The following is an 18,262-nucleotide window of genomic DNA, read 5'->3' on the forward strand; positions in this document are numbered from 1 at the left end:
TGTGCCTTATTCGTGAATCCAGACGCGGGTGCCCGCGGGCACGGCGTCAAAGACCCGAATTACATCATGATTTCGCATCCGGATACAGCCATGGGAGCCCGGAATGCCAAGCGGTTCCGGGTCCGGGCAGCCGTGGATGTAGATGAAGCGGCGCATGGTATCCACCTCGCCGAGGCGGTTGCGACCCGGCTCCAGGCCGCTGAGCCAGAGGATGCGGGTGAGGATCCAGTCCCGGCCGGGATGGCGGGCGGCGAGCGCCGGCGACCAGATCTCCCCCGTCGGCCGGCGGCCCACGAAAACCGCGCCGGGCGGCTGACCGGCGCCGATGCGGGCCCGCACCACGTGCCAGCCCCGCGGCGTCTGCTCGCTGCCGGCGCGCTCCCCGGGCCCGTTGCGGGCCGTGGAGACGGGAAAGCACTCCCGGGATCCGTCGTCGTGGTGAATCACCAGGAGCTGCCGGCCGATGTCCACCTCCAGATGCACGGCCTCAGCCCCATTCCGAGAAGGGATGCTTGCGCAGTTCGGTGTTGTAGTAGCGGGGATCGTCCGACACCTCCCTGCCCACCCAGGGTGGACGCACGAAGGCCTCGTGCTCGTCGGCCAGTTCGATTTCGGCCACCACCAGCCCCCCGTTGGCGCCTTCGAACACGTCCACCTCCCACTCGTGGCCCTCGAACCAGACCGGATAGCGGATCTTCTCCACCAGGGGTTTCGCGCACAGCGTCTCCAGGAGAATGCGCGCATCGCTCACCGGGATCGGATACTCGAACTCCTGCCGGCGCACACCCAGGGTGCGCCCCTTGATGTTCAGATTGGCCTGGTGCCCCGCCAGCCGCACCCGCACCGACGCCAGCCCCTCCCCCACCAGATACCCCTGCCGGATGGGAATGCCCTCCCCCGCCGAGGCACGCCAGCTGTCGTCGATGACCAGAAACTTGCGTTCAATTTCGATGGGCATGGGAATCGTCTCCTTGCATGGCTTCGATGGGGAGCTGTGGAAGGAACACGGAGGTCACGGAGGCACGGAGAACACGGAGAGGTAATATGCTCAGCATAATATATCGGTCACGCCCGAAACAAAGCCATGCCACCTGATCTGAACCGCAAACACCGTGGTCCGGCGCTCACGTCCATCAAGCCACCGCCCTTCACACGTTTCCCTGCAATACCAGCGATTGTGTCAAAAAACAGATTCTCCGTGTCCTCCGTGCCTCCGTGACCTCCGTGTTCCTTCCATCGACCGCTGCCGGTTCAGTCATCCCGCGTGAACAGGGCGACGGATTCGACGTGGGCGGTGTGGGGGAACATGTCCATCACGCCGGCCTTCTCCAGGGTATAGCCGTGTTCGTGGACCAGGATGCCGGCGTCCCGGGCCAGGGTGGCGGGATTGCAGGAAACGTAGACGATCCGTTTCGCGCCGATGTTGGCAACGAAGGGCAGGATCTCCACGGCCCCGCTGCGGGGCGGATCGAACAGGATCTTGTCGTAGTGCCGGCCGCGCAGCCAGGGGGCATCGGGATCCGGTTCCATGAGATTGGCCACGTGGAATTCGACGTTGTCGAGGGCGTTGCGCGCGGCATTGTCACGGGCGCGCTGGACCAGGCCCGCTTCGCCCTCCACGGCGACGATGTCAGCGCCGGAACGGGCCAGGGGCAGAGAGAAGTTGCCAAGGCCGCAGAACAGCTCCAGCACCCGCTCGCCGGACCGGGGCGCCAGCAGTTCCAGCGCACGGCGCACCATGCGGCGATTGATTTTACTGTTCACCTGGGTGAAATCGGTGGGCAGAAAGCGCAGGCGCACGTCGAAGTCGGGCAGGGCATACTCGAGCGGCGGCCAGTCGTCGCGCAGGGGGCGGGCCGTGTCGGGGCCGCCGGGCTGCAGCCAGATCTGGAAACCGCTCTGCTCGCCGAAGGCGGCCAGCTTCGCCGTGTCGGCCTCGCCCAGGGGATCGAGGTTGCGGAACACCAGTGCGGCTTGCTCGTCGCCGATGGCCACCTCGATCTGGGCGATGCGGCTGGCCGCTTCCAGTGAACCGATGAGGTCCGAGAGGGCTTCCAGGCGGTGACCCACCCGCGGGTCGAGCACCTCACAGGCGCGCATGTCGGCCAGGTACTGGCTGAACTTCTCGCGAAAGCCCACCAGCACCCGGCCCTTCTTCGGTACGTTGCGCACCCCCAGGCGGGCCTTCTGGCGATAGCCCCAGACCGGACCGGTGAGCGGTTCGAGCCATTCCTGCGGGGCCACCTTGCCGATGTGTTCGAAGGCGTCGGCCAGGGTCTGCTGCTTGAAGCGGATCTGCGCATCCGGGGCCATGTGCTGCAGGCTGCAGCCGCCGCACAGGCCGTAAAAGGCGCAGGCCGGCGCCACCCGCATGGGTGAGGGGTTTTCGAGCACTTCCTCGGCGATCCCCGCATCGAAGCGCTTGCCCACCGAGCGGTAGCGCAGGCGCACCGTCTCGCCGGGCAGGGCGTTGTCCACGAACACGGTCTTGCCCTCGAGGCGGGCGATGCCCCGGCCTTCGTGGCTCAGGGATTCGATGGTGGCGACGACGGGATCTTCCGGCAGGCGGGGCCGGCGGCGGCGACGGGCCATGCTCAGGAGGTCTCCGGCCAGTGGGCGAGAAACTGCTCGAAATGGGGCTTGTTCTCTGTCTTGAGAGTCTCGCGCACCCGTTGCAGCTCGTCGCGGTATTCGCCGGGGGTGAGATTGCCGTTGACCATCTCGAAGCGCAGGTACACGAGATAGGTGTTGAGCACGTCGGTCTCGCAGTAGTTGCGGATCCCGGCGATGTCGCCGGCCTGGTAGGCGTCCCACACGGCGCCGCCGCTCATGCCCATCTTGCCCGGAAAACCCAGCAGGGTAGCCACCTCGTCCAGGGGCGCCACGGCGCGCATCTCGTAGCCGGCGATCACGTCCATCAGATCCGTATGCCGGCGGTGATAGCGGCTCAGGTAGTTGTTCCAGCGAAAGCTCTGATCGGTATCGCCCGTCTCCCAGTAACGGGGGGCCTGGATGCCGTGCAACAGGGAACGGTAGTGCAGTACCGGCAGATCGAAACCCTTGCCGTTCCAGGAGACGATGGTGGGGACGTATTTCTCGATGCCGTGGAAGAAGCGCTCGATGATCTCCTTCTCGTCGGCGGACTCGTCGCCCAGCGACCAGACCGCCAGCCGGTCGCGGCTGCGCAGCACCACCGAGATGGCCACCACCTTGTGCAGGTGCAGGCGCAGGAATTCGCTGCCGGTCTCCTGGCGGCGCTTGTGGAACATGACATTGGCCACCTCCTTGTCGGAGAGGCCCTCCAGACCGTAGAGGCGACGACCGCCCTCCACGTCCGGCACGGTTTCGATGTCGAAGACGAAGACGTTCATGGAAATTTCCGCAAGGGCGCGCCGGCTCAGGCCGGAAACACGCCGGTGGACAGGTAGCGATCACCCCGATCGCAGATGATGGACACGATCACCGCGTTCTCCACCTCACGGCTCAGGGCCAGGGCGGCGGCCACCGCGCCGCCCGAGGAGATGCCGCAGAAGATCCCTTCCCGGGCAGCCAGGGCCCGCGTGGTCTCCTCGGCCTCTTCCTGGGTCACGTCCAGAGTGCGATCTACCCGCGAGGCGTCGAAGATGCTGGGCAGGTATTCCGGCGGCCAGCGGCGGATGCCCGGAATCTTCGCCCCCTCGGCCGGCTGCACGCCGACGATCTGCACCTCGGCGTTCTGCTCCTTGAGGTATTGCGCGGTGCCCATGATGGTGCCGGTAGTGCCCATGGCGGAGACGAAGTGGGTGATCCGGCCGTGGGTGTCGCGCCAGATCTCGGGGCCGGTGGTCTCGTAGTGGGCACGGGGATTGTCGGGATTGGAGAACTGATCGAGCACCTTGCCCTTGCCCTCGGCTTCCATCTGCTTGGCCAGATCCCGCGCGCCCTCCATGCTCGCCTCGCGGCTGACCAGGATGATCTCGGCGCCGTAGGCCTTCATTACCTGAACCCGCTCCACGCTCATGTTCTCGGGCATGATCAGCACCATGCGGTAGCCGCGAATGGCCGCGGCCATGGCCAGGGCGATACCGGTGTTGCCAGAGGTGGCCTCGATGAGGGTGTCCCCAGGCCGGATCTCGCCCCGCTCCTCGGCATGGCGGATCATGGACAGGGCCGGGCGATCCTTCACCGAGCCGGCGGGATTGTTGCCTTCCAGCTTCACCAGCAGGGTGTTGCTGGTCTCCCCCGGCAGACGCTGCAGACGCACCAGAGGCGTGTTGCCGACGAAGGCTTCGATGGTGGGAAATTCGTGCTCGCTCATCCGCCTAGTGTATCGGATCCGCCGTCCGTCAGGAAACGGGCGACAGCGATTGACGCCGGGCGGACGGTGGCGTAGCTTTTGGCTTCCCGGTTTGCGCGAGGCCGTGAACATGAGCGACGTGGTGGACATCTCCCTGGCCCTGGAACAGGCCGGCGGCAGCGCCGATCTGGCCCGCGATCTGTTCGGCATGCTGCTGGCGGATCTGCCGGATCTGCGTGACAAGGTGAACGCCGCCTTCGCCAGCGGCGACCGGGAAGCCCTGTGGGATCACACCCACAAGATCCACGGCTCCACCGCCTACTGCGGCGTCCCCGCCCTGCGCGAAGCCGCCCATGCCATGGAGCAGGCCATCAAGGCCGGCGACGGCGCCGATCTCGACACCCCCCTCGCCGCCCTCAACAGCGCCATCGACCAACTGCTGGAACAGGGCCCGGCCATCCTCGAATCGGGCGATTGGTCCTAGCATTTCGCCATCCAGGATCCGGTAACGGCATTTTCAGCGCAAAGGCGCGAAGGGAGACGTTTTCGCGGCTTGCGCCGCTCCTACGGGATAACCGCCTTGTCACGCTTGTTTGCCGGCTCCGCTGCGCTTGAGCCGGCCTACATCTGCACCTCGTCCCTTATCAGGATCACATAGGCAATGGCGTATTCGTCTTCGTCAGAGAGGCTGAGGTGGGCGGTGGCGATGGCGTTTTCCTGCATGAACTCGGCGGCCTTGCCGGTGAAGCTGAGCACGGGACGGCCAGCCGGTTCGTGGTCGACGGCAATGTGGTGGAAGGCGAGGCCGCCGGTGAAGCCGGTGCCCATGGCCTTGGCGGTGGCTTCCTTGGCGGCGAAGCGCTTGGCGAGGAAGTGGGCGGGACGGGCGTTGCGGCGGAAGGCGTCGAGTTCGTCCGGCCCGAGGAGGCGTTCGGCAAAGCGTTCGCCGTAGCGTTCGAGGTTCTTTTGCATGCGCGCCACGCGCACGATGTCGGTGCCGATGCCGAAGATCATCCGCGGCGGGCTTCCGTCATCAGGCGTTTCATCTCCCGCACCGCTTCCTCGAGGCCGGTGAAGAGGGCGCGGGCGATGATGGCGTGGCCGATGTTGAGTTCGCGCACGCCGGGGATGGCGGCGATCTCGGCCACGTTGTGATAGTGCAGGCCGTGACCGGCATTGACCTGCAAGCCGAGTTCCCGCCCCTGCGCCACCGCCTGCTCGATGCGTTGCAGCTCGGCCTGGCGGCTCGCCGCGTCGGGCGCATCGGCATAGTGCCCGGTGTGCAGCTCGATGACCGGCGCGCCGACCTCGGCGGCCGCGTCCACCTGTGCCGGCTCGGCGTCGATGAACAGGGAGACCCGCACGCCGGCCTCGGCCAGGCGCGCGCAGGCATCACGAATCCGTGTCCGCTGGCCGGCCACGTCCAGCCCGCCTTCGGTGGTCAGCTCCTCGCGCCGTTCGGGCACCAGACAGCAGTCGGCCGGCCGGATCCGGCAGGCGATGTCGAGCATCTCGGGCGTGACGGCCATCTCCAGGTTCATGCGCGTCTGCAGCATGCCGATCAGCATCTCCACGTCCCGCTCCTGGATGTGCCGCCGATCCTCCCGCAGATGCAGGGTGATGCCGTCGGCCCCTGCCTGCTCGGCCAGCAGCGCGGCCTGCAGCGGTTCCGGGTAACGGGTGCCACGTGACTGGCGCAGGGTGGCCACGTGGTCGATGTTGACGCCAAGAAGAATGGGATCGGATTGGTTCATGGGTCAGATTCCGGTTCAGAGCAGGCGCTGGCGGCGGTAGAGTTCGCGGGATTGTAACGGCCGGTCTCCCAGATGAACAGCCAGGGCGGCGCGCATGAGGCGTTTGGCCTCGCGCCGGCCTTCGGCGTCGAGTTCCCCGTCGCGGGCCAGGGCCAGCAGGGTGTGGCCATGCACACGCACGCCCCGGGACTCCCCTTCCCCCGCCGGCACCGGGCCCTGCTCCGGCAGGTAGTCGTAGAGGCGCCCGGGGGCCACGGGGGCGCCGCTGCCGGCTTCCCGTTCGAGCTGCAGGCCATAGCCGATTTCCTGCAGCAGCAGACGTTCGAAACGGCGCAGCACGGCCTCTTCGTCGGTGCCCTGGCCGAGGAGCGCCAGGGTCTGGCGATAGACGTCGAACAGGTGCGGATGGGGGTCGCCCCGGTGCAGGAGGCGGATCAGCAATTCGTTGAGATAGAAGCCGCTGAACAGCCCGCCCGTGGCCGGCAGCAGGGCGAGGCCGGCGGGCTCGGCCGCCGTGAGGGTGGCCAGTTCCCCCTGGCCCCGCCAGCTCAGCAGCAGCGGCGCGAAGGGCTGCAACTGTTCGGCCAGGCGCTTGCGGCCCCGGCGGGCGCCCCGGGCCACCAGGCCGAGGCGGCCCTGCTCGCGGCTGAAGACTTCCAGCAGCAGGCTGGTATCCCGGTAGGGCCGGCTGTGCAGCACGAAGGCCTCCTCCAGGCTGGCGGCGTGGACGCTGCGGCGCGGAGCAGACATGGCCGTGGGGCTATTCGAACTCGTTGCGGTAACCGAGGCTCTGCAGGGCCCGTTCGTCGTCGGACCAGCCTTCCTTGACCTTGACCCACAGCTCGAGAAACACCTTCTGGCCAAGCATGGCCTCGATGTCCTTGCGGGCCTGGGTGCCGATCTGCTTGAGCCGCTCGCCGTGGCGGCCGATGACGATGGCCTTCTGGCTGGGCCGGTCCACCCAGATCAGGGCGCCGATCCGCACCAGCCTGCCCTCCTCCTCGAAGCGTTCGATTTCCACGGTGAGATCGTAGGGCAGTTCCTGGCCGAGGCTGCGCATCAGTTTCTCGCGCACGATCTCGGCGGCCAGGAAGCGCACGCTGCGATCGGTGATCTGATCTTCCGGAAACATGGGCTCGGCGACGGGCAGCAGGCGGTACAGCTCGTCTTCGAGATCGGCGAGATTGTCGTGCCTGAGGGCGGAGACCGGCACCACGGCGGCAAAATCGTGCTTGCCGCCCACCTCGGCCAGGAAGGGCAGCAGGGCCGGCTTGTCTTCCAGGCGATCCACCTTGTTGACCACCAGAATGGTGGGCAGGCCGGCCCGTTTCACCTGCTCAAGCACCAGATCGTCTTCCTCGGTCCAGCGCAGGGCCTCCACCACGAACAGCACCACGTCCACGCTGGGCAGCACGCTGCTGGCGGCCCGGTTGAGATAGCGGTTGAGGGCCCGCTTGCCCTGCCTGTGCAGGCCCGGCGTGTCCACGAACACGAACTGGGCCCGCGCCGTGGTCTTGATGCCAAGGATCTGGTGGCGGGTGGTCTGGGGCTTGCGCGAGGTGATGCTGAGTTTCTGCCCCAGCAGATGATTGAGCAGGGTCGACTTGCCCACGTTGGGGCGGCCGACGATGGCCACCAGGCCACAGCGATAGGATGCGGATGGGGTTTGCGCGTTCATGCCTGTTCCAGTCGGGCCAGGGCCGCGGCCGCGGCGGCCTGCTCGGCCTTGCGGCGGTTGCTCCCGGTGCCCCGGGTCGGTTCGTCCAGGCCTTCGACGTGGCAGGCCACTTCGAACACCTGATCATGGGTCTTGCCGCGGATGGCCGTGACCCGGTAACGGGGCAACGGCCGCCCCCGGGCCTGCAGGTATTCCTGCAGACGGGTCTTGGGGTCCTTGAGGATGCCGGTCGGATCGAGTTCCCCGATGCGCTCGCCCAGGTGGCGCAGCACGAACTCGCGGGCCGCCGCCAGTCCGCTGTCCTGGTAGATGGCGCCGATCAGGGCTTCGACCGCGTCGGCCAGGGTCGATTCGCGCCGGTAGCCGCCGCTCTTGAGTTCGCCGGATCCCAGGATCAGGTATTCCCCCAGATCCAGATCACGGGCGATGCCGGCCAGGGTTTCGCCCTTGACCAGGCTGGCGCGCATGCGGCTGAGCTGCCCCTCCGTGGCTTCGGGAAAGCGCTGGTAGAGGGCTTCGCTGATCACGAAACCCAGAATGGCGTCGCCCAGGAATTCCAGGCGCTCGTTGTTGCGCCGCCCGGCGCTGCGGTGGGTCAGCGCCGTCTCGAGCAGGGCCGGCTGGCGGAACCGGTAACCGAGCGCCGCCTCCAGCCGATCCAGGGCGGCGCTCAACGCACGGGCACCTCGATGGACTTGTCGAAACTCACCACCACGTCGAGGTTGCCGAGGAGGTTGCGCCGCACTTCGTAGTCGAAGCCAATGACCATCGAATCACCGGTGCGTTCCACGTAGATGTCGTCATTGGTCACGCCCTCGACCATGTTGATGTCGAGCCGCTTGCGCAGGGTGCGCACGACCTCGCCCGGCGACATGGCACCGGTTTCCGGTTCCGCCTCCAGATCCTTGAGGATGCTCACCGCCTTGAAGCTGTCCAGGTAGATGGGGACGATCTTCAGGGTGATGAGCGTGAAGAAGGCGATCAGCAGAAAGACCAGAATCCAGCCGATGGTGGTCATACCCTGCTGGCGATGCAAAGACCTCATGCGGCACCTCGCGTGTCGGTTCATTCGATGACCGTACCGATGCGTCCCGGCTTCGGCCAGTGGCCCCATTGCCAGTTCATCCAGATGAGCATGGCCTTGCCCACCAGGTTCTCGTCCGGCACGAAGCCCCAGTAGCGGCTGTCACGGCTGTTGTCGCGGTTGTCGCCCATCACGAAATAGCGGTTCGGCGGCACCTTGACGATGAAGTCGCCGGCCGGCACCATCTCGTTGACCAGGATGTCGTGCACCACGCCCGTGAGATCCTCCCGCCGGCGCTGAATGTTGGGGAAGGCCGGATCGTAGGGCCCCAGCGGTGTCTGCTCTGCCGGTTTTCCGTTGATATACAGAACCTTATTATAGTAGCCGATTTCATCTCCCGGTACCCCGACCACCCGCTTGATGTAGTCCACGGAAGGGTTCTCCGGGTAACGGAAGACGATCACGTCGCCCCGCTGCGGCTGGCCCAGGTCGAGGACCCGGCTGTGGGCCACCGGCAGGCGGATGCCGTAGGCGAACTTGTTGACCAGGATGAAATCGCCCACCTCCAGGGTGGGCAGCATGGACCCGGACGGGATGCGGAAGGGCTCGGCCACGAAGCTGCGCAGCACCAGCACCACCAGCACCACCGGGAACAGGAAGCGGGCGTATTCCACCAGCAGGGGTTCCCTGCGCGCCGCCTCGCCTTCTTCCGCACCAGACGACGCCTGGCGATGGCGGGCGAAAAACAGGGCGTCGATACCCCACACGATGCCGGTGGCGAAGGTCAGCACCACCAGCAGCAGTTCGAAGTCGAAATCCATGGTCTATTTTTCCTTGCCGACGGAGAGCACGGCGAGAAACGCCTCCTGGGGAATCTCCACCTTGCCCACCTGTTTCATCCGGCGCTTGCCGGCCTTCTGTTTTTCCAGCAGCTTGCGCTTGCGGGTCACGTCGCCCCCGTAGCACTTGGCAGTGACATTCTTGCGCAGGGCCTTGACCGTGGTGCGGGCCAGGATCTTGGAGCCCACCGCGGCCTGGATGGCCACGTCGAACATCTGCCGGGGGATGATTTCCTTCATGCGTTCGGCCAGTTCCCGGCCCCGGGACTGGGCCGCGTCGCGGTGCACGATGACCGAGAGGGCGTCCACCTTCTCGCCATTGATCAGGATGTCCAGCTTGACCAGATTGGCGGCCTGGAAGCGGGCGAACTCGTAGTCCAGCGAGGCATAGCCCCGGCTGACCGACTTGAGGCGGTCGAAGAAGTCCAGCACCACCTCGTTCATAGGCAGCTCGTATGTCAGCGCCACCTGGTTGCCCAGATACTGCATCGACTTCTGCACGCCGCGCTTCTCGATGCACAGGTTGATCACGTTGCCCACGTAGTCGGGCGGGACCAGAATGTGCGCCGTGATGATGGGCTCGCGGATCTCGTCGATGTGGTTGGGCTCGGGGAGATCGGCCGGGTTGTCGATGCGGATGGTCTCGCCGGCGGTGGTGAGCACCTCGAAGACCACCGTGGGGGCGGTGGTGATGAGATCCAGGTTGTATTCCCGCTCCAGCCGCTCCTGGATGATTTCCATGTGCAGCATGCCGAGAAAGCCGCAGCGAAAGCCGAAGCCGAGCGCCTGGGAGGTTTCGGGCTCGTAGAACAGCGCCGCGTCGTTGAGGCGCAGCTTGGAGAGCGCCTCGCGCAGATCCTCGTAGTCGTCGCCCTCCACCGGGAACAGGCCGGCGAACACCTGGGGCTGGACCGGCTTGAAGCCGGGCAGCGGCGCTTGCGCCGGCCGATCCACGTGGGTGATGGTGTCGCCCACCGGCGCGCCGTCGATCTCCTTGATGCCGGCAATCACATAGCCCACCTCGCCGGCCCGGAGCATCTCCGTGTCCTGGCGCTTGGGCGTGAAGATCCCCACCTTGTCCACCTGGTGGTTGCGGCCGGCGGCCATCACCCGGATCTTGTCCTTCTTCTTCAGAGTGCCCTGCACCACCCGCACGAGGGAGATGACCCCGAGGTAGTTGTCGAACCAGGAATCGATGATCAGGGCCTGCAGGGGCGCCTCGCGATCGCCCTCGGGCGGCGGCACGGCCGCGACGATGCGCTCGAGCAGATCCGGCACGCCTTCGCCGGTCTTGGCCGAGACCCGCACGGCGTCCTGCGCCTCGATGCCGATGATCTCCTCGATCTCGTTGATGACCCGCTGCGGATCGGCCGCCGGCAGATCGATCTTGTTGAGCACCGGAATCACTTCCAGCCCCTGGTCGATGGCCGTGTAGCAGTTGGCCACGCTCTGGGCCTCGACGCCCTGGGAAGCGTCCACCACCAGCAGGGCGCCCTCGCAGGCGGCCAGGGAGCGGGACACCTCGTAGGAGAAGTCCACGTGGCCGGGGGTGTCGATGAAATTGAGCTGGTAGGTCTGGCCGTCGGCGGCGGTGTATTCGAGGGTGACGCTCTGGGCCTTGATGGTGATGCCCCGCTCGCGCTCCAGATCCATGGAGTCGAGCACCTGCTCGGCCATCTCCCGCTCCGTCAGTCCGCCGCAGATCTGGATCAGCCGGTCGGCCAGGGTGGATTTGCCATGATCGATGTGGGCGATGATGGAAAAGTTGCGGATATGGGTCAGATCGGTCACGGCGTTCTGCGATGCATGGAGTCCGGTGTCAGTGCCCGATACGGAAAAAGGCGCCTGCAGCGCCTTTTTCCACCCGGGTTCGGGAGTGGGGATTGTAGCCGATTTCAGCCCTGGCCGAAATAGCGGCGCAGGGCCGTCTCGTCGAGGAAGTAATAGCAGATCTCGCCCCGCTCGCCGGCCAGCACGGGGATTCGGCTGCCGTATTCGGCCTCCAGGGCCTCGTGGCCGAGAATGTCCACCACCTCCAGCCGGAAATCCCGCTCCGTGCGCAGCCGCTGCAACTCCTGGAGCATCTGCTCGCACAGATGGCAGCCGCTGCGCACGAAGACGGTGAGCCGCTCGGCCACGGGGCCTACTTCGGGATCTTCAGGGGCAGGAACACGGGCGCATCGCCGCGCTGTATCAGCACCGGCACCGACCGGCCGGCCGGGAGCGACTTGACCAGCTTGCGGAACTGCGCGGGATCGGTCACGTCCTGGTTGTTGATCATCAGGATCACGTCCCCGGGGCGGATCCCCGCCTCGCGGGCCGGCCCCTTGCCCACCTTGCGCACCAGCACGCCACGCTTGCCGGTGCCCAGATCCTTGCGCTGGGCCTCGCTGAGTTTCTCCACCACCAGTCCCAGGCGATCGGTCTTGACCTTGTCCGGGTGGGGTTTGCCGGCCTTCCCGGCCAGTTCCTCTTCGGCGGGCAGTTCGGCAATGGTGACCTTCAGGGTCTTGCGCTTGCCTTCGCGGATCACCACGACCGGCACCGTGCGGCCCACGGGGGTGCGGCCCACCTCCAGCGGCAGATCCGACGACTGGTGGATCCGCTTGCCGTTGTATTCGATGACCACGTCACCCACCTGCAGGCCGGCCTTGGCCGCCGGACTGTCGGGCATGACCTTGAGCACCACCGCGCCTTCCGGGCGATCCATGCCGAAGGATTCGGCCAGTTCGCGGTTGACGTCCTGGATCAGGATCCCCAGCCAGCCACGGACCACCTTGCCGTGGGCCTTGAGCTGCTTGACCACGTCCATGGCCACGTCGATGGGAATGGCGAAGGACAGCCCCATGAAGCCGCCCGTGCGGCTGTAGATCTGGGAATTGATGCCCACCACCTCGCCGGCGCCGTTGAACAGCGGCCCGCCCGAGTTGCCGGGGTTGATGGCCACGTCGGTCTGGATGTAGGGCACGTAGTTCTCGGAAGGCAGGTTGCGGCCGATGGCGCTGACCACGCCGACCGAGACCGAATGATCGAAACCGAAGGGCGAGCCGATGGCCATCACCCACTCGCCCACCTTGAGCTTCGCCGAGCTGCCAATCCTGACGATGGGCAGATTGTCGGCCTCGACCTTGAGCAGGGCCATGTCGGAGCGGGGATCGGTGCCCACCAGCTTGGCCTTCAGCTCCCGCCGATCCGACAGCCGCACGATGATCTCCTCGGCGTCCTTGACCACGTGATTGTTGGTGATGATGTAGCCGTGGGAGTCGATGATGAAACCGGAGCCGAGCGACTGGCTCTCCATCTCCGGCGCCTCGTCATCCCCCTGCTCGCCGAAGAAGCGGCGCAGCAGATCGCCGAAGGGCGAATCCTCGGGGATGTCGGGCATTTCCATGCCCGGCGGCAACCGATGCGGATGCCTGACCTTCTGCGTGGTGCTGATGTTCACCACCGCGGCGCTGTTCTGCTCCACCAGTTTGGTGAAATCGGGCATGCAGGCGCATTTGGCCTGATCGTCCTTGCCGAAACTGAATGCGCTCGCCTGGCCGGCGACCAGCAACAGCAACAACAGCCAGAAGGGGCGGAAACGGATTGCCTTCGGATTCATGGCGTCCTCGAAGTGATTGCTGATGACGGGAGATGACGTTGACTGTCCTTCAACCAGGGAAGGACTGTACCGCAAAGCCGCCCGGTTGCAAACGTCGCAGAATCACGGGCTGATAGCGGGGATCGCGGCGGATCCGCCGGTGGAAGCGGCGCAGCCAGAACAGGCCGGCGAGGAAACCGAGCACGCCCCCGGCCACGGCGGCGCCCTCCCCCTGCGCGGCCAGCAGCCCGGCACCGGCGATGAGGGTCAGCAGGGGCACCAGATAGACGGCCACCGCGCCCCGCAGCATGGCGCTTTCGTCGAGCCCGACGATCACCCGTTCGCCCGGCTGGGCCTGGAGCGGATTCAGGGCACAGAGGTTCACCGCGCGCCGGCCCAGAACACCGGCCAGCACGGCCGTGCCGCAGCCCTTGCGCAGGGAACACTGGCCGCAACTGCTCTCCCGCTCGGCGGTGATCCAGGCCCGATCGCCCTCGAGGCGGACCACGGTGGCATACTGCTCAATCATCGTCCTGCTTCAGGCGTACCGCGGTGCTGATCTTTTGCACGGTGAGATGGGGTACCTCGCCCACCACGGTCACGTGATAGTCCCCCAGGGAACGGCCATGGGCATTGACGGCCCCCATGCGGGTGGCCCCGATCAGATTGGCGGCATCCCGCTCCACTTCCTCCTCGAGGAACACCGACACCGAGGCGAGGCCGTCCGAGTAGACCAGGTGTTCCACGGGATGGCTGCTGGCCGGCAGCCGCTGCATGCGCTGCATGTCTTCATGGAAGCCGGGCGGCATCCAGCCGATGATCACGTCGGGCGGGTTGTCCATCTCCAGCGGCGCATCCCGGCGGGCCTCGTAGCGGGTGAAGCGGCTGGCGTCCACGGCCGGCTGCAGCCACGCATCGGGCACCTGCTCCAGGAAACGGATGCGGGTGAACATGAACTGCTCGACCGGCTGGCCCTGCTCGTCGACGAGGTGGGTCTTGAGCAGCAGGCCCGTCTCGCGGTCGATCCACAGCCGGTGACCGTAGCGGTAGGCGTCGCGGGGCTGGATGTCGATGCGCTGGGTGGTGCGGCCGGCCACCTGCTGCTCGCCGGCCAGCCGGAAACGGTAGATGGCCGTGAGGTTGTCGATGCGCATGGGAAAGGCGGGCGGAAACTGCTTGCGCGGCCGCTTCGACTCCACCACCACCGACTGGGCATCGGGCATGATGCAGGCCACGCGGTCGTCGTTGCGCACCACCTCGCGGCCGCTGCCGTCGAGGGCGATCAGGCGTTCCTGTTCACCCTGTTCGTCGGCGCGGTGGATGATCCGCATGGAAGTGAGATTGTTGTCGTGGCCGTAGACGAAGGTGCCTTCGTAGTTGAGGGTATGGGCGGCCCGCTGCATCTTCTGCAGCCAGGCTTCGACCTCTTCCAGCGGCTCGGCCGCCAGGACCAGAATCGGAAACAACAGGCCCAGGGCCAGGAGGGACGACCGGGACGACGGCATGCTATTGACCATTGACGACGGCATTCTCGATGCGCGGAGCGGAACGGGGCGGCGGCGCGGCTTCGGGCGGGTTGGCGCTGACGATGCGCATGTAGGGCAGGACGCCCTGCATGTTGGAGGTCACCGAGTATTCGTTGTGGTTGACCAGGTAGTTGCTGAGCTTGGAGCGCACGGCGGGGTTGAGTTGCCGGTTCTCGGGGACGAACTGCACCACCCGGGCCGGCGGGGTGCGTGCCACCAGGCGGGCGTTGCCGGCCACCTGGGCCACGGCCGGCGCGGCCTCCTGGGCGCCGCGCTGCTGCTGGACGGTCATGACCGTGACCGCGGAGACGGTGGCGGCGATGGCCAGGCCGGCCACCTGGCGGGCCACCCGGCGGGCGCGGGGCGGCAGCTGCCAGCGGCGCGGCGCAAGCACCGTGGGCTCGTTCTCCAGGGCGGCGCTGACCCGGCCGGCGATGTCGAATTCGGCATAGGTCAGGTGCTCGGTCATGGCATCGCGGATCAGGTGATAGCGGCTCCAGCGGGCCTGCAGCTCGGGATCGCGGGACAGGCGTTCGGCCAGGCGACGGGCATCTTGCACCTCGTCGTCCATGAAGGCGGAGAGTTCTTCGTGGAGCTTGTCGTTCATGTTGATCACCTGCTGACGCTTCGCAACGGGATGTTCGGATCTTGCGCTTCCGGCTATTCCAGCAGGGGGCGCAACTTCTTGTCGATGGCCTCGCGGGCCCGGAAGATCCGCGAGCGCACCGTGCCAATGGGGCATTCCATGGCATCGGCAATCTCCTCGTAGCTCATGCCTTCCAGTTCCCTGAGCGTGATGGCGGTCTTCAGATCCTCGGGCAGTTCGTCGATGGCCCGGAAAACCGTCTCCTTGATCTCGTCCCGCAGGACTTCCCGTTCCGGCGAGGCATATTCCTTGAGCGCCGATTCGCCTTCGTAGGTCTCGGCCTCGGTCGCGTCGATGTCCGACTGGGGCGGCCGCCGCCCCTGGGACACGATGTAGTTCTTTGCCGTGTTGATGGCGATGCGGTACAGCCAGGTGTAGAAGGCGCTGTCACCGCGAAACCTCGGCAGGGCCTTGTAGGCCTTGATGAAGGTTTCCTGGGCGAGATCCTGGACCTCCATGGGATCGCGCACGTAGCGGGAGAGGACTTTCATGATCCGCTGCTGGTACTTGCGCACCAGCATGTCGAAAGCCCGCTTGTCACCCCGCTGGGCGCGCTCGACCAGAGCCTGATCCGATTCGAATTCGCCCATCCGGGCTGCTTCCTTCTCTAGCTGTGACAGAAAGGCCGCCCGGAACCTACCCACATTGACCGTATAATCCGGGTGGAGTTCGCACGGCGGAAGATTTTTTCGTTATAGTGCGGTGAAACGACGGCTCATTCTAAACCCATCCCGGCGGGAAACAGAAATGGCATCCCCCGGTGCTGGGAACCGCCTGCGGGGAACGGCATGCAGATCGAAAGCGACGTCCTCATCATCGGCAGCGGCGCCGCCGGCCTCTCGCTGGCCCTGCGCCTTGCGGACACGCATCATATCTCATTGATTTCAAAAGGGAAGCTGGCGGACGGTTCGACCCTCTACGCCCAGGGCGGGATCGCCGCGGTGCTGGGCGACGACGATTCCATCGAAGCCCACATCAACGACACCCTCAATGCCGGTGCCGGCCTGTGCGATCCGGAGGTGGTGCGCTTCGTGGTGGAACGGGCCGCCGGCAACATTCGCTGGCTGCTCGAGACGGGGATCCGCTTCAACCTCGATCCCGACGGCACCGGCTTCGATCTGACCCGCGAAGGCGGCCATTCCCACCGCCGCATCGTGCATGCCGACGATGCCACCGGTCGGGCGGTGGAGACCACGCTCGAAGACAAGGTGCGCGCCCACCCCAACATCGACATCCACGAACACCACATCGCCGTGGATCTGATTACCCGCGCCAAGCTGGGCCTGCCCGGCAACCGCTGCCTGGGCGCCTACGTGCTCGACAAGGCCGACGACACGGTGCGGGTGTTCCGCGCCGCCAACGTGGTGCTGGCCACCGGCGGGGCCAGCAAGGTCTATCTCTACACCAGCAATCCCGACACCTCCACCGGCGACGGCATCGCCATGGGCTGGCGGGCCGGCTGCCGAGTGGCCAACCTGGAATTCAACCAGTTCCATCCCACCTGCCTCTACCACCCCCGGGCCAAGAGTTTCCTGATCAGCGAGGCGGTGCGCGGCGAAGGGGGCCGCCTGCTGCTGCCCGATGGCCAGACCTTCATGGAGCGCTTCGATCCCCGCGCCGAACTGGCGCCCCGGGACATCGTGGCCCGGGCCATCGACCACGAGATGAAGCGCCTGGGGATCGAGCACGTGAACCTGGACATCAGCCACAAGCCGGCCGAATTCGTCAAACGCCGCTTTCCCACCATCTACCGGCGCTGCCTGGAGTTCGGCATCGACATCACCCGCGAGCCCATCCCGGTGGTCCCGGCCGCCCACTACACCTGCGGGGGGCTGGTGACCGATCTGCGGGGCCGGGCCGATCTGGACAGTCTCTATGCCATCGGCGAGACGGCGCACACCGGCCTGCACGGAGCCAACCGGCTGGCCAGCAATTCCCTGCTCGAATGCCTGGTGTTCGCTGAGGCCGCCAGCGAGGACATCCGGGCCTGCGCGCGGCCGCGGCCCACCGAGACCATTCCCGAATGGGACGCCAGCCAGGTGACCGACTCGGACGAGGAAGTGGTGGTGAGCCACAACTGGGACGAGCTGCGCCGCTTCATGTGGGACTACGTGGGCATCGTGCGCACCGACAAGCGCCTGCAGCGGGCCGCCCACCGGGCCGCCCTGCTGCTGGCGGAAATCGAGGAGTACTACGGCGACTTCGTGATCACCGGCGACCTGCTGGAGCTGCGCAACCTCGCCCTGGTGGCGGATCTCATCATCCGCTCGGCCAGCGCCCGCAAGGAGAGCCGCGGGCTGCACTACACCCTCGACTACCCCGAGCCGGACACCCGCCATCCGCCGCGCAACACGGTGCTGGCGCCGGACAACTATCCCGGCAGCGACGAGACTCCGCTCTCCGCCGAGGCCTGACGCAGGCGCACCCGCAGGCGCCGGAACGTCTCGGCGTCGAGGTTGTCGGGCAGAATCACCACGTTCAGCGGCCGCCCGCCCTGCGCGCGGGCGAAGCGCAGCACCGCCATCCCGCTCCCCAGCCAGGAATCCCCGCGCAGCCGCAAGGCCTCCCGCTCGCCGTCCGCCCCGAGGCGGAACCAGCGATCCTCCGCATCCAGCAGCAGGTGATGCACCCGGGAGAGGGTCTCGTTGCGCGACAGGGAAAACAGGCTGATCCCCAGCAGCACGAACAGCCCCACCCGCAGCCACAGGGGCACGCCCAGCGGATAGGCCAGCACCATCAGGGCCAGACCATGCACCAGAAACTGGGCCCGCAGCAGCAGGCGGGAGGGCTGGACTTCCAGCCGCAGAATGCGGCCTTCCACGAAACGACGCGCCATGCACGACCTCCTTGTCCGATGAACCTGTAACAGGCTGTTGAAAAACAGCGTTTTTCGACAGCCTGGCAACCAAATTGAAGCGCAGATCGGCGCCCTCCGC

At 66.5% G+C, this 18,262-nt stretch carries 22 protein-coding genes; 2 read left to right on the forward strand and 20 right to left on the reverse strand.

From position 1 onward, the window contains the following. Positions 1-6: 6 nt before the first annotated feature. The 5 genes from ACZ5BH_RS13435 to cysM form a co-directional block, all read right to left on the reverse strand. The gene (locus ACZ5BH_RS13435) at positions 7-483 is read right to left on the reverse strand and encodes a L,D-transpeptidase family protein (protein WP_464889772.1); all 477 of its coding nucleotides are present in this window, start codon (positions 481-483) and stop codon (positions 7-9) included. A 4-nt stretch (positions 484-487) separates the two neighbouring features. Further along, the gene (locus tag ACZ5BH_RS13440) at positions 488-958 is read right to left on the reverse strand and encodes a CYTH domain-containing protein (protein WP_464889773.1); all 471 of its coding nucleotides are present in this window, start codon (positions 956-958) and stop codon (positions 488-490) included. A 293-nt stretch (positions 959-1,251) separates the two neighbouring features. Then, entirely contained in the window at positions 1,252-2,592 is a 1,341-nt protein-coding gene (gene rlmD, locus ACZ5BH_RS13445; RefSeq protein ID WP_464889774.1) for a 23S rRNA (uracil(1939)-C(5))-methyltransferase RlmD, read from the reverse strand. A gap of 2 nt (positions 2,593-2,594) precedes the next feature. Then, positions 2,595-3,371 carry a 3'-5' exonuclease gene (locus ACZ5BH_RS13450; RefSeq protein ID WP_464889775.1) on the reverse strand — a complete coding sequence of 259 codons (777 nt, stop codon included), beginning with the start codon at positions 3,369-3,371 and terminating at the stop codon, positions 2,595-2,597. Between the two features lie 26 nt (positions 3,372-3,397). Further along, positions 3,398-4,297, reverse strand: a complete 900-nt coding sequence (gene cysM, locus ACZ5BH_RS13455) for a cysteine synthase CysM (RefSeq protein ID WP_464889776.1) — start codon at positions 4,295-4,297, stop codon at positions 3,398-3,400. Positions 4,298-4,406: 109 nt separating this feature from the next. On the opposite strand from cysM, the gene ACZ5BH_RS13460 reads away from it, so the two are divergent. Further along, on the forward strand, positions 4,407-4,760 hold the full coding sequence (locus ACZ5BH_RS13460) for an Hpt domain-containing protein (protein ID WP_464889777.1): 354 nt from the start codon (positions 4,407-4,409) through the stop codon (positions 4,758-4,760). A 137-nt stretch (positions 4,761-4,897) separates the two neighbouring features. Here the strand turns inward: ACZ5BH_RS13460 and acpS are convergent, their stop codons facing one another. From acpS to rpoE, 14 genes are all read right to left on the reverse strand, one after another. Then, a complete protein-coding gene (gene acpS, locus ACZ5BH_RS13465; RefSeq protein ID WP_464889778.1) occupies positions 4,898-5,290 on the reverse strand; it encodes a holo-ACP synthase in 393 nt (130 codons plus the stop codon). After that, positions 5,287-6,030, reverse strand: a complete 744-nt coding sequence (gene pdxJ, locus ACZ5BH_RS13470) for a pyridoxine 5'-phosphate synthase (protein WP_464889779.1) — start codon at positions 6,028-6,030, stop codon at positions 5,287-5,289. Before pdxJ ends, acpS begins: the two co-directional genes overlap by 4 nt. A 15-nt stretch (positions 6,031-6,045) precedes the next feature. Continuing rightward, positions 6,046-6,780 carry a DNA repair protein RecO gene (gene recO, locus ACZ5BH_RS13475; RefSeq protein ID WP_464889780.1) on the reverse strand — a complete coding sequence of 245 codons (735 nt, stop codon included), beginning with the start codon at positions 6,778-6,780 and terminating at the stop codon, positions 6,046-6,048. A gap of 10 nt (positions 6,781-6,790) precedes the next feature. Beyond that, complete coding sequence (gene era / locus ACZ5BH_RS13480) at positions 6,791-7,708, reverse strand: GTPase Era (protein ID WP_464889781.1); 918 nt, start codon at positions 7,706-7,708, stop codon at positions 6,791-6,793. After that, the gene (gene rnc / locus ACZ5BH_RS13485) at positions 7,705-8,382 is read right to left on the reverse strand and encodes a ribonuclease III (RefSeq protein WP_464889782.1); all 678 of its coding nucleotides are present in this window, start codon (positions 8,380-8,382) and stop codon (positions 7,705-7,707) included. The genes era and rnc overlap by 4 nt, the downstream gene beginning before the upstream one ends. Then, complete coding sequence (locus ACZ5BH_RS13490) at positions 8,379-8,753, reverse strand: DUF4845 domain-containing protein (RefSeq protein WP_464889783.1); 375 nt, start codon at positions 8,751-8,753, stop codon at positions 8,379-8,381. Before ACZ5BH_RS13490 ends, rnc begins: the two co-directional genes overlap by 4 nt. 20 nt (positions 8,754-8,773) lie before the next feature. Further along, positions 8,774-9,553, reverse strand: a complete 780-nt coding sequence (gene lepB / locus ACZ5BH_RS13495; RefSeq protein ID WP_464889784.1) for a signal peptidase I — start codon at positions 9,551-9,553, stop codon at positions 8,774-8,776. A 3-nt stretch (positions 9,554-9,556) separates the two neighbouring features. Beyond that, positions 9,557-11,362: a translation elongation factor 4 gene (lepA, locus tag ACZ5BH_RS13500; RefSeq protein ID WP_464889785.1), complete on the reverse strand. Its 1,806-nt coding sequence runs from the start codon at positions 11,360-11,362 to the stop codon at positions 9,557-9,559. Between the two features lie 104 nt (positions 11,363-11,466). Beyond that, positions 11,467-11,709: a glutaredoxin family protein gene (locus ACZ5BH_RS13505; RefSeq protein WP_464889786.1), complete on the reverse strand. Its 243-nt coding sequence runs from the start codon at positions 11,707-11,709 to the stop codon at positions 11,467-11,469. 5 nt (positions 11,710-11,714) lie between these two features. Continuing rightward, the gene (locus ACZ5BH_RS13510) at positions 11,715-13,175 is read right to left on the reverse strand and encodes a DegQ family serine endoprotease (protein ID WP_464889787.1); all 1,461 of its coding nucleotides are present in this window, start codon (positions 13,173-13,175) and stop codon (positions 11,715-11,717) included. Between the two features lie 49 nt (positions 13,176-13,224). Continuing rightward, positions 13,225-13,683: a SoxR reducing system RseC family protein gene (locus ACZ5BH_RS13515; protein ID WP_464889788.1), complete on the reverse strand. Its 459-nt coding sequence runs from the start codon at positions 13,681-13,683 to the stop codon at positions 13,225-13,227. Continuing rightward, positions 13,676-14,659, reverse strand: coding sequence for a MucB/RseB C-terminal domain-containing protein (locus tag ACZ5BH_RS13520; protein WP_464889789.1), 984 nt, complete (start codon positions 14,657-14,659; stop codon positions 13,676-13,678). Before ACZ5BH_RS13520 ends, ACZ5BH_RS13515 begins: the two co-directional genes overlap by 8 nt. Position 14,660: 1 nt before the next feature. Next, positions 14,661-15,287 carry a sigma-E factor negative regulatory protein gene (locus ACZ5BH_RS13525; protein WP_464889790.1) on the reverse strand — a complete coding sequence of 209 codons (627 nt, stop codon included), beginning with the start codon at positions 15,285-15,287 and terminating at the stop codon, positions 14,661-14,663. 53 nt (positions 15,288-15,340) lie between these two features. Further along, the gene (gene rpoE / locus ACZ5BH_RS13530; RefSeq protein ID WP_464889791.1) at positions 15,341-15,916 is read right to left on the reverse strand and encodes an RNA polymerase sigma factor RpoE; all 576 of its coding nucleotides are present in this window, start codon (positions 15,914-15,916) and stop codon (positions 15,341-15,343) included. Positions 15,917-16,114: 198 nt separating this feature from the next. Between rpoE and nadB the strand changes: the two genes are divergently transcribed. Beyond that, positions 16,115-17,740, forward strand: coding sequence for an L-aspartate oxidase (nadB, locus tag ACZ5BH_RS13535; protein ID WP_464889792.1), 1,626 nt, complete (start codon positions 16,115-16,117; stop codon positions 17,738-17,740). On the opposite strand, the gene ACZ5BH_RS13540 is transcribed toward nadB, so the two are convergent. Continuing rightward, positions 17,698-18,162 carry a protein YgfX gene (locus tag ACZ5BH_RS13540; RefSeq protein WP_464889793.1) on the reverse strand — a complete coding sequence of 155 codons (465 nt, stop codon included), beginning with the start codon at positions 18,160-18,162 and terminating at the stop codon, positions 17,698-17,700. The two genes, nadB and ACZ5BH_RS13540, sit on opposite strands and share 43 nt — an antisense overlap. Between the last annotated feature and the right edge of the window lie 100 nt (positions 18,163-18,262).

The organism is Thioprofundum lithotrophicum, from assembly GCF_055387065.1.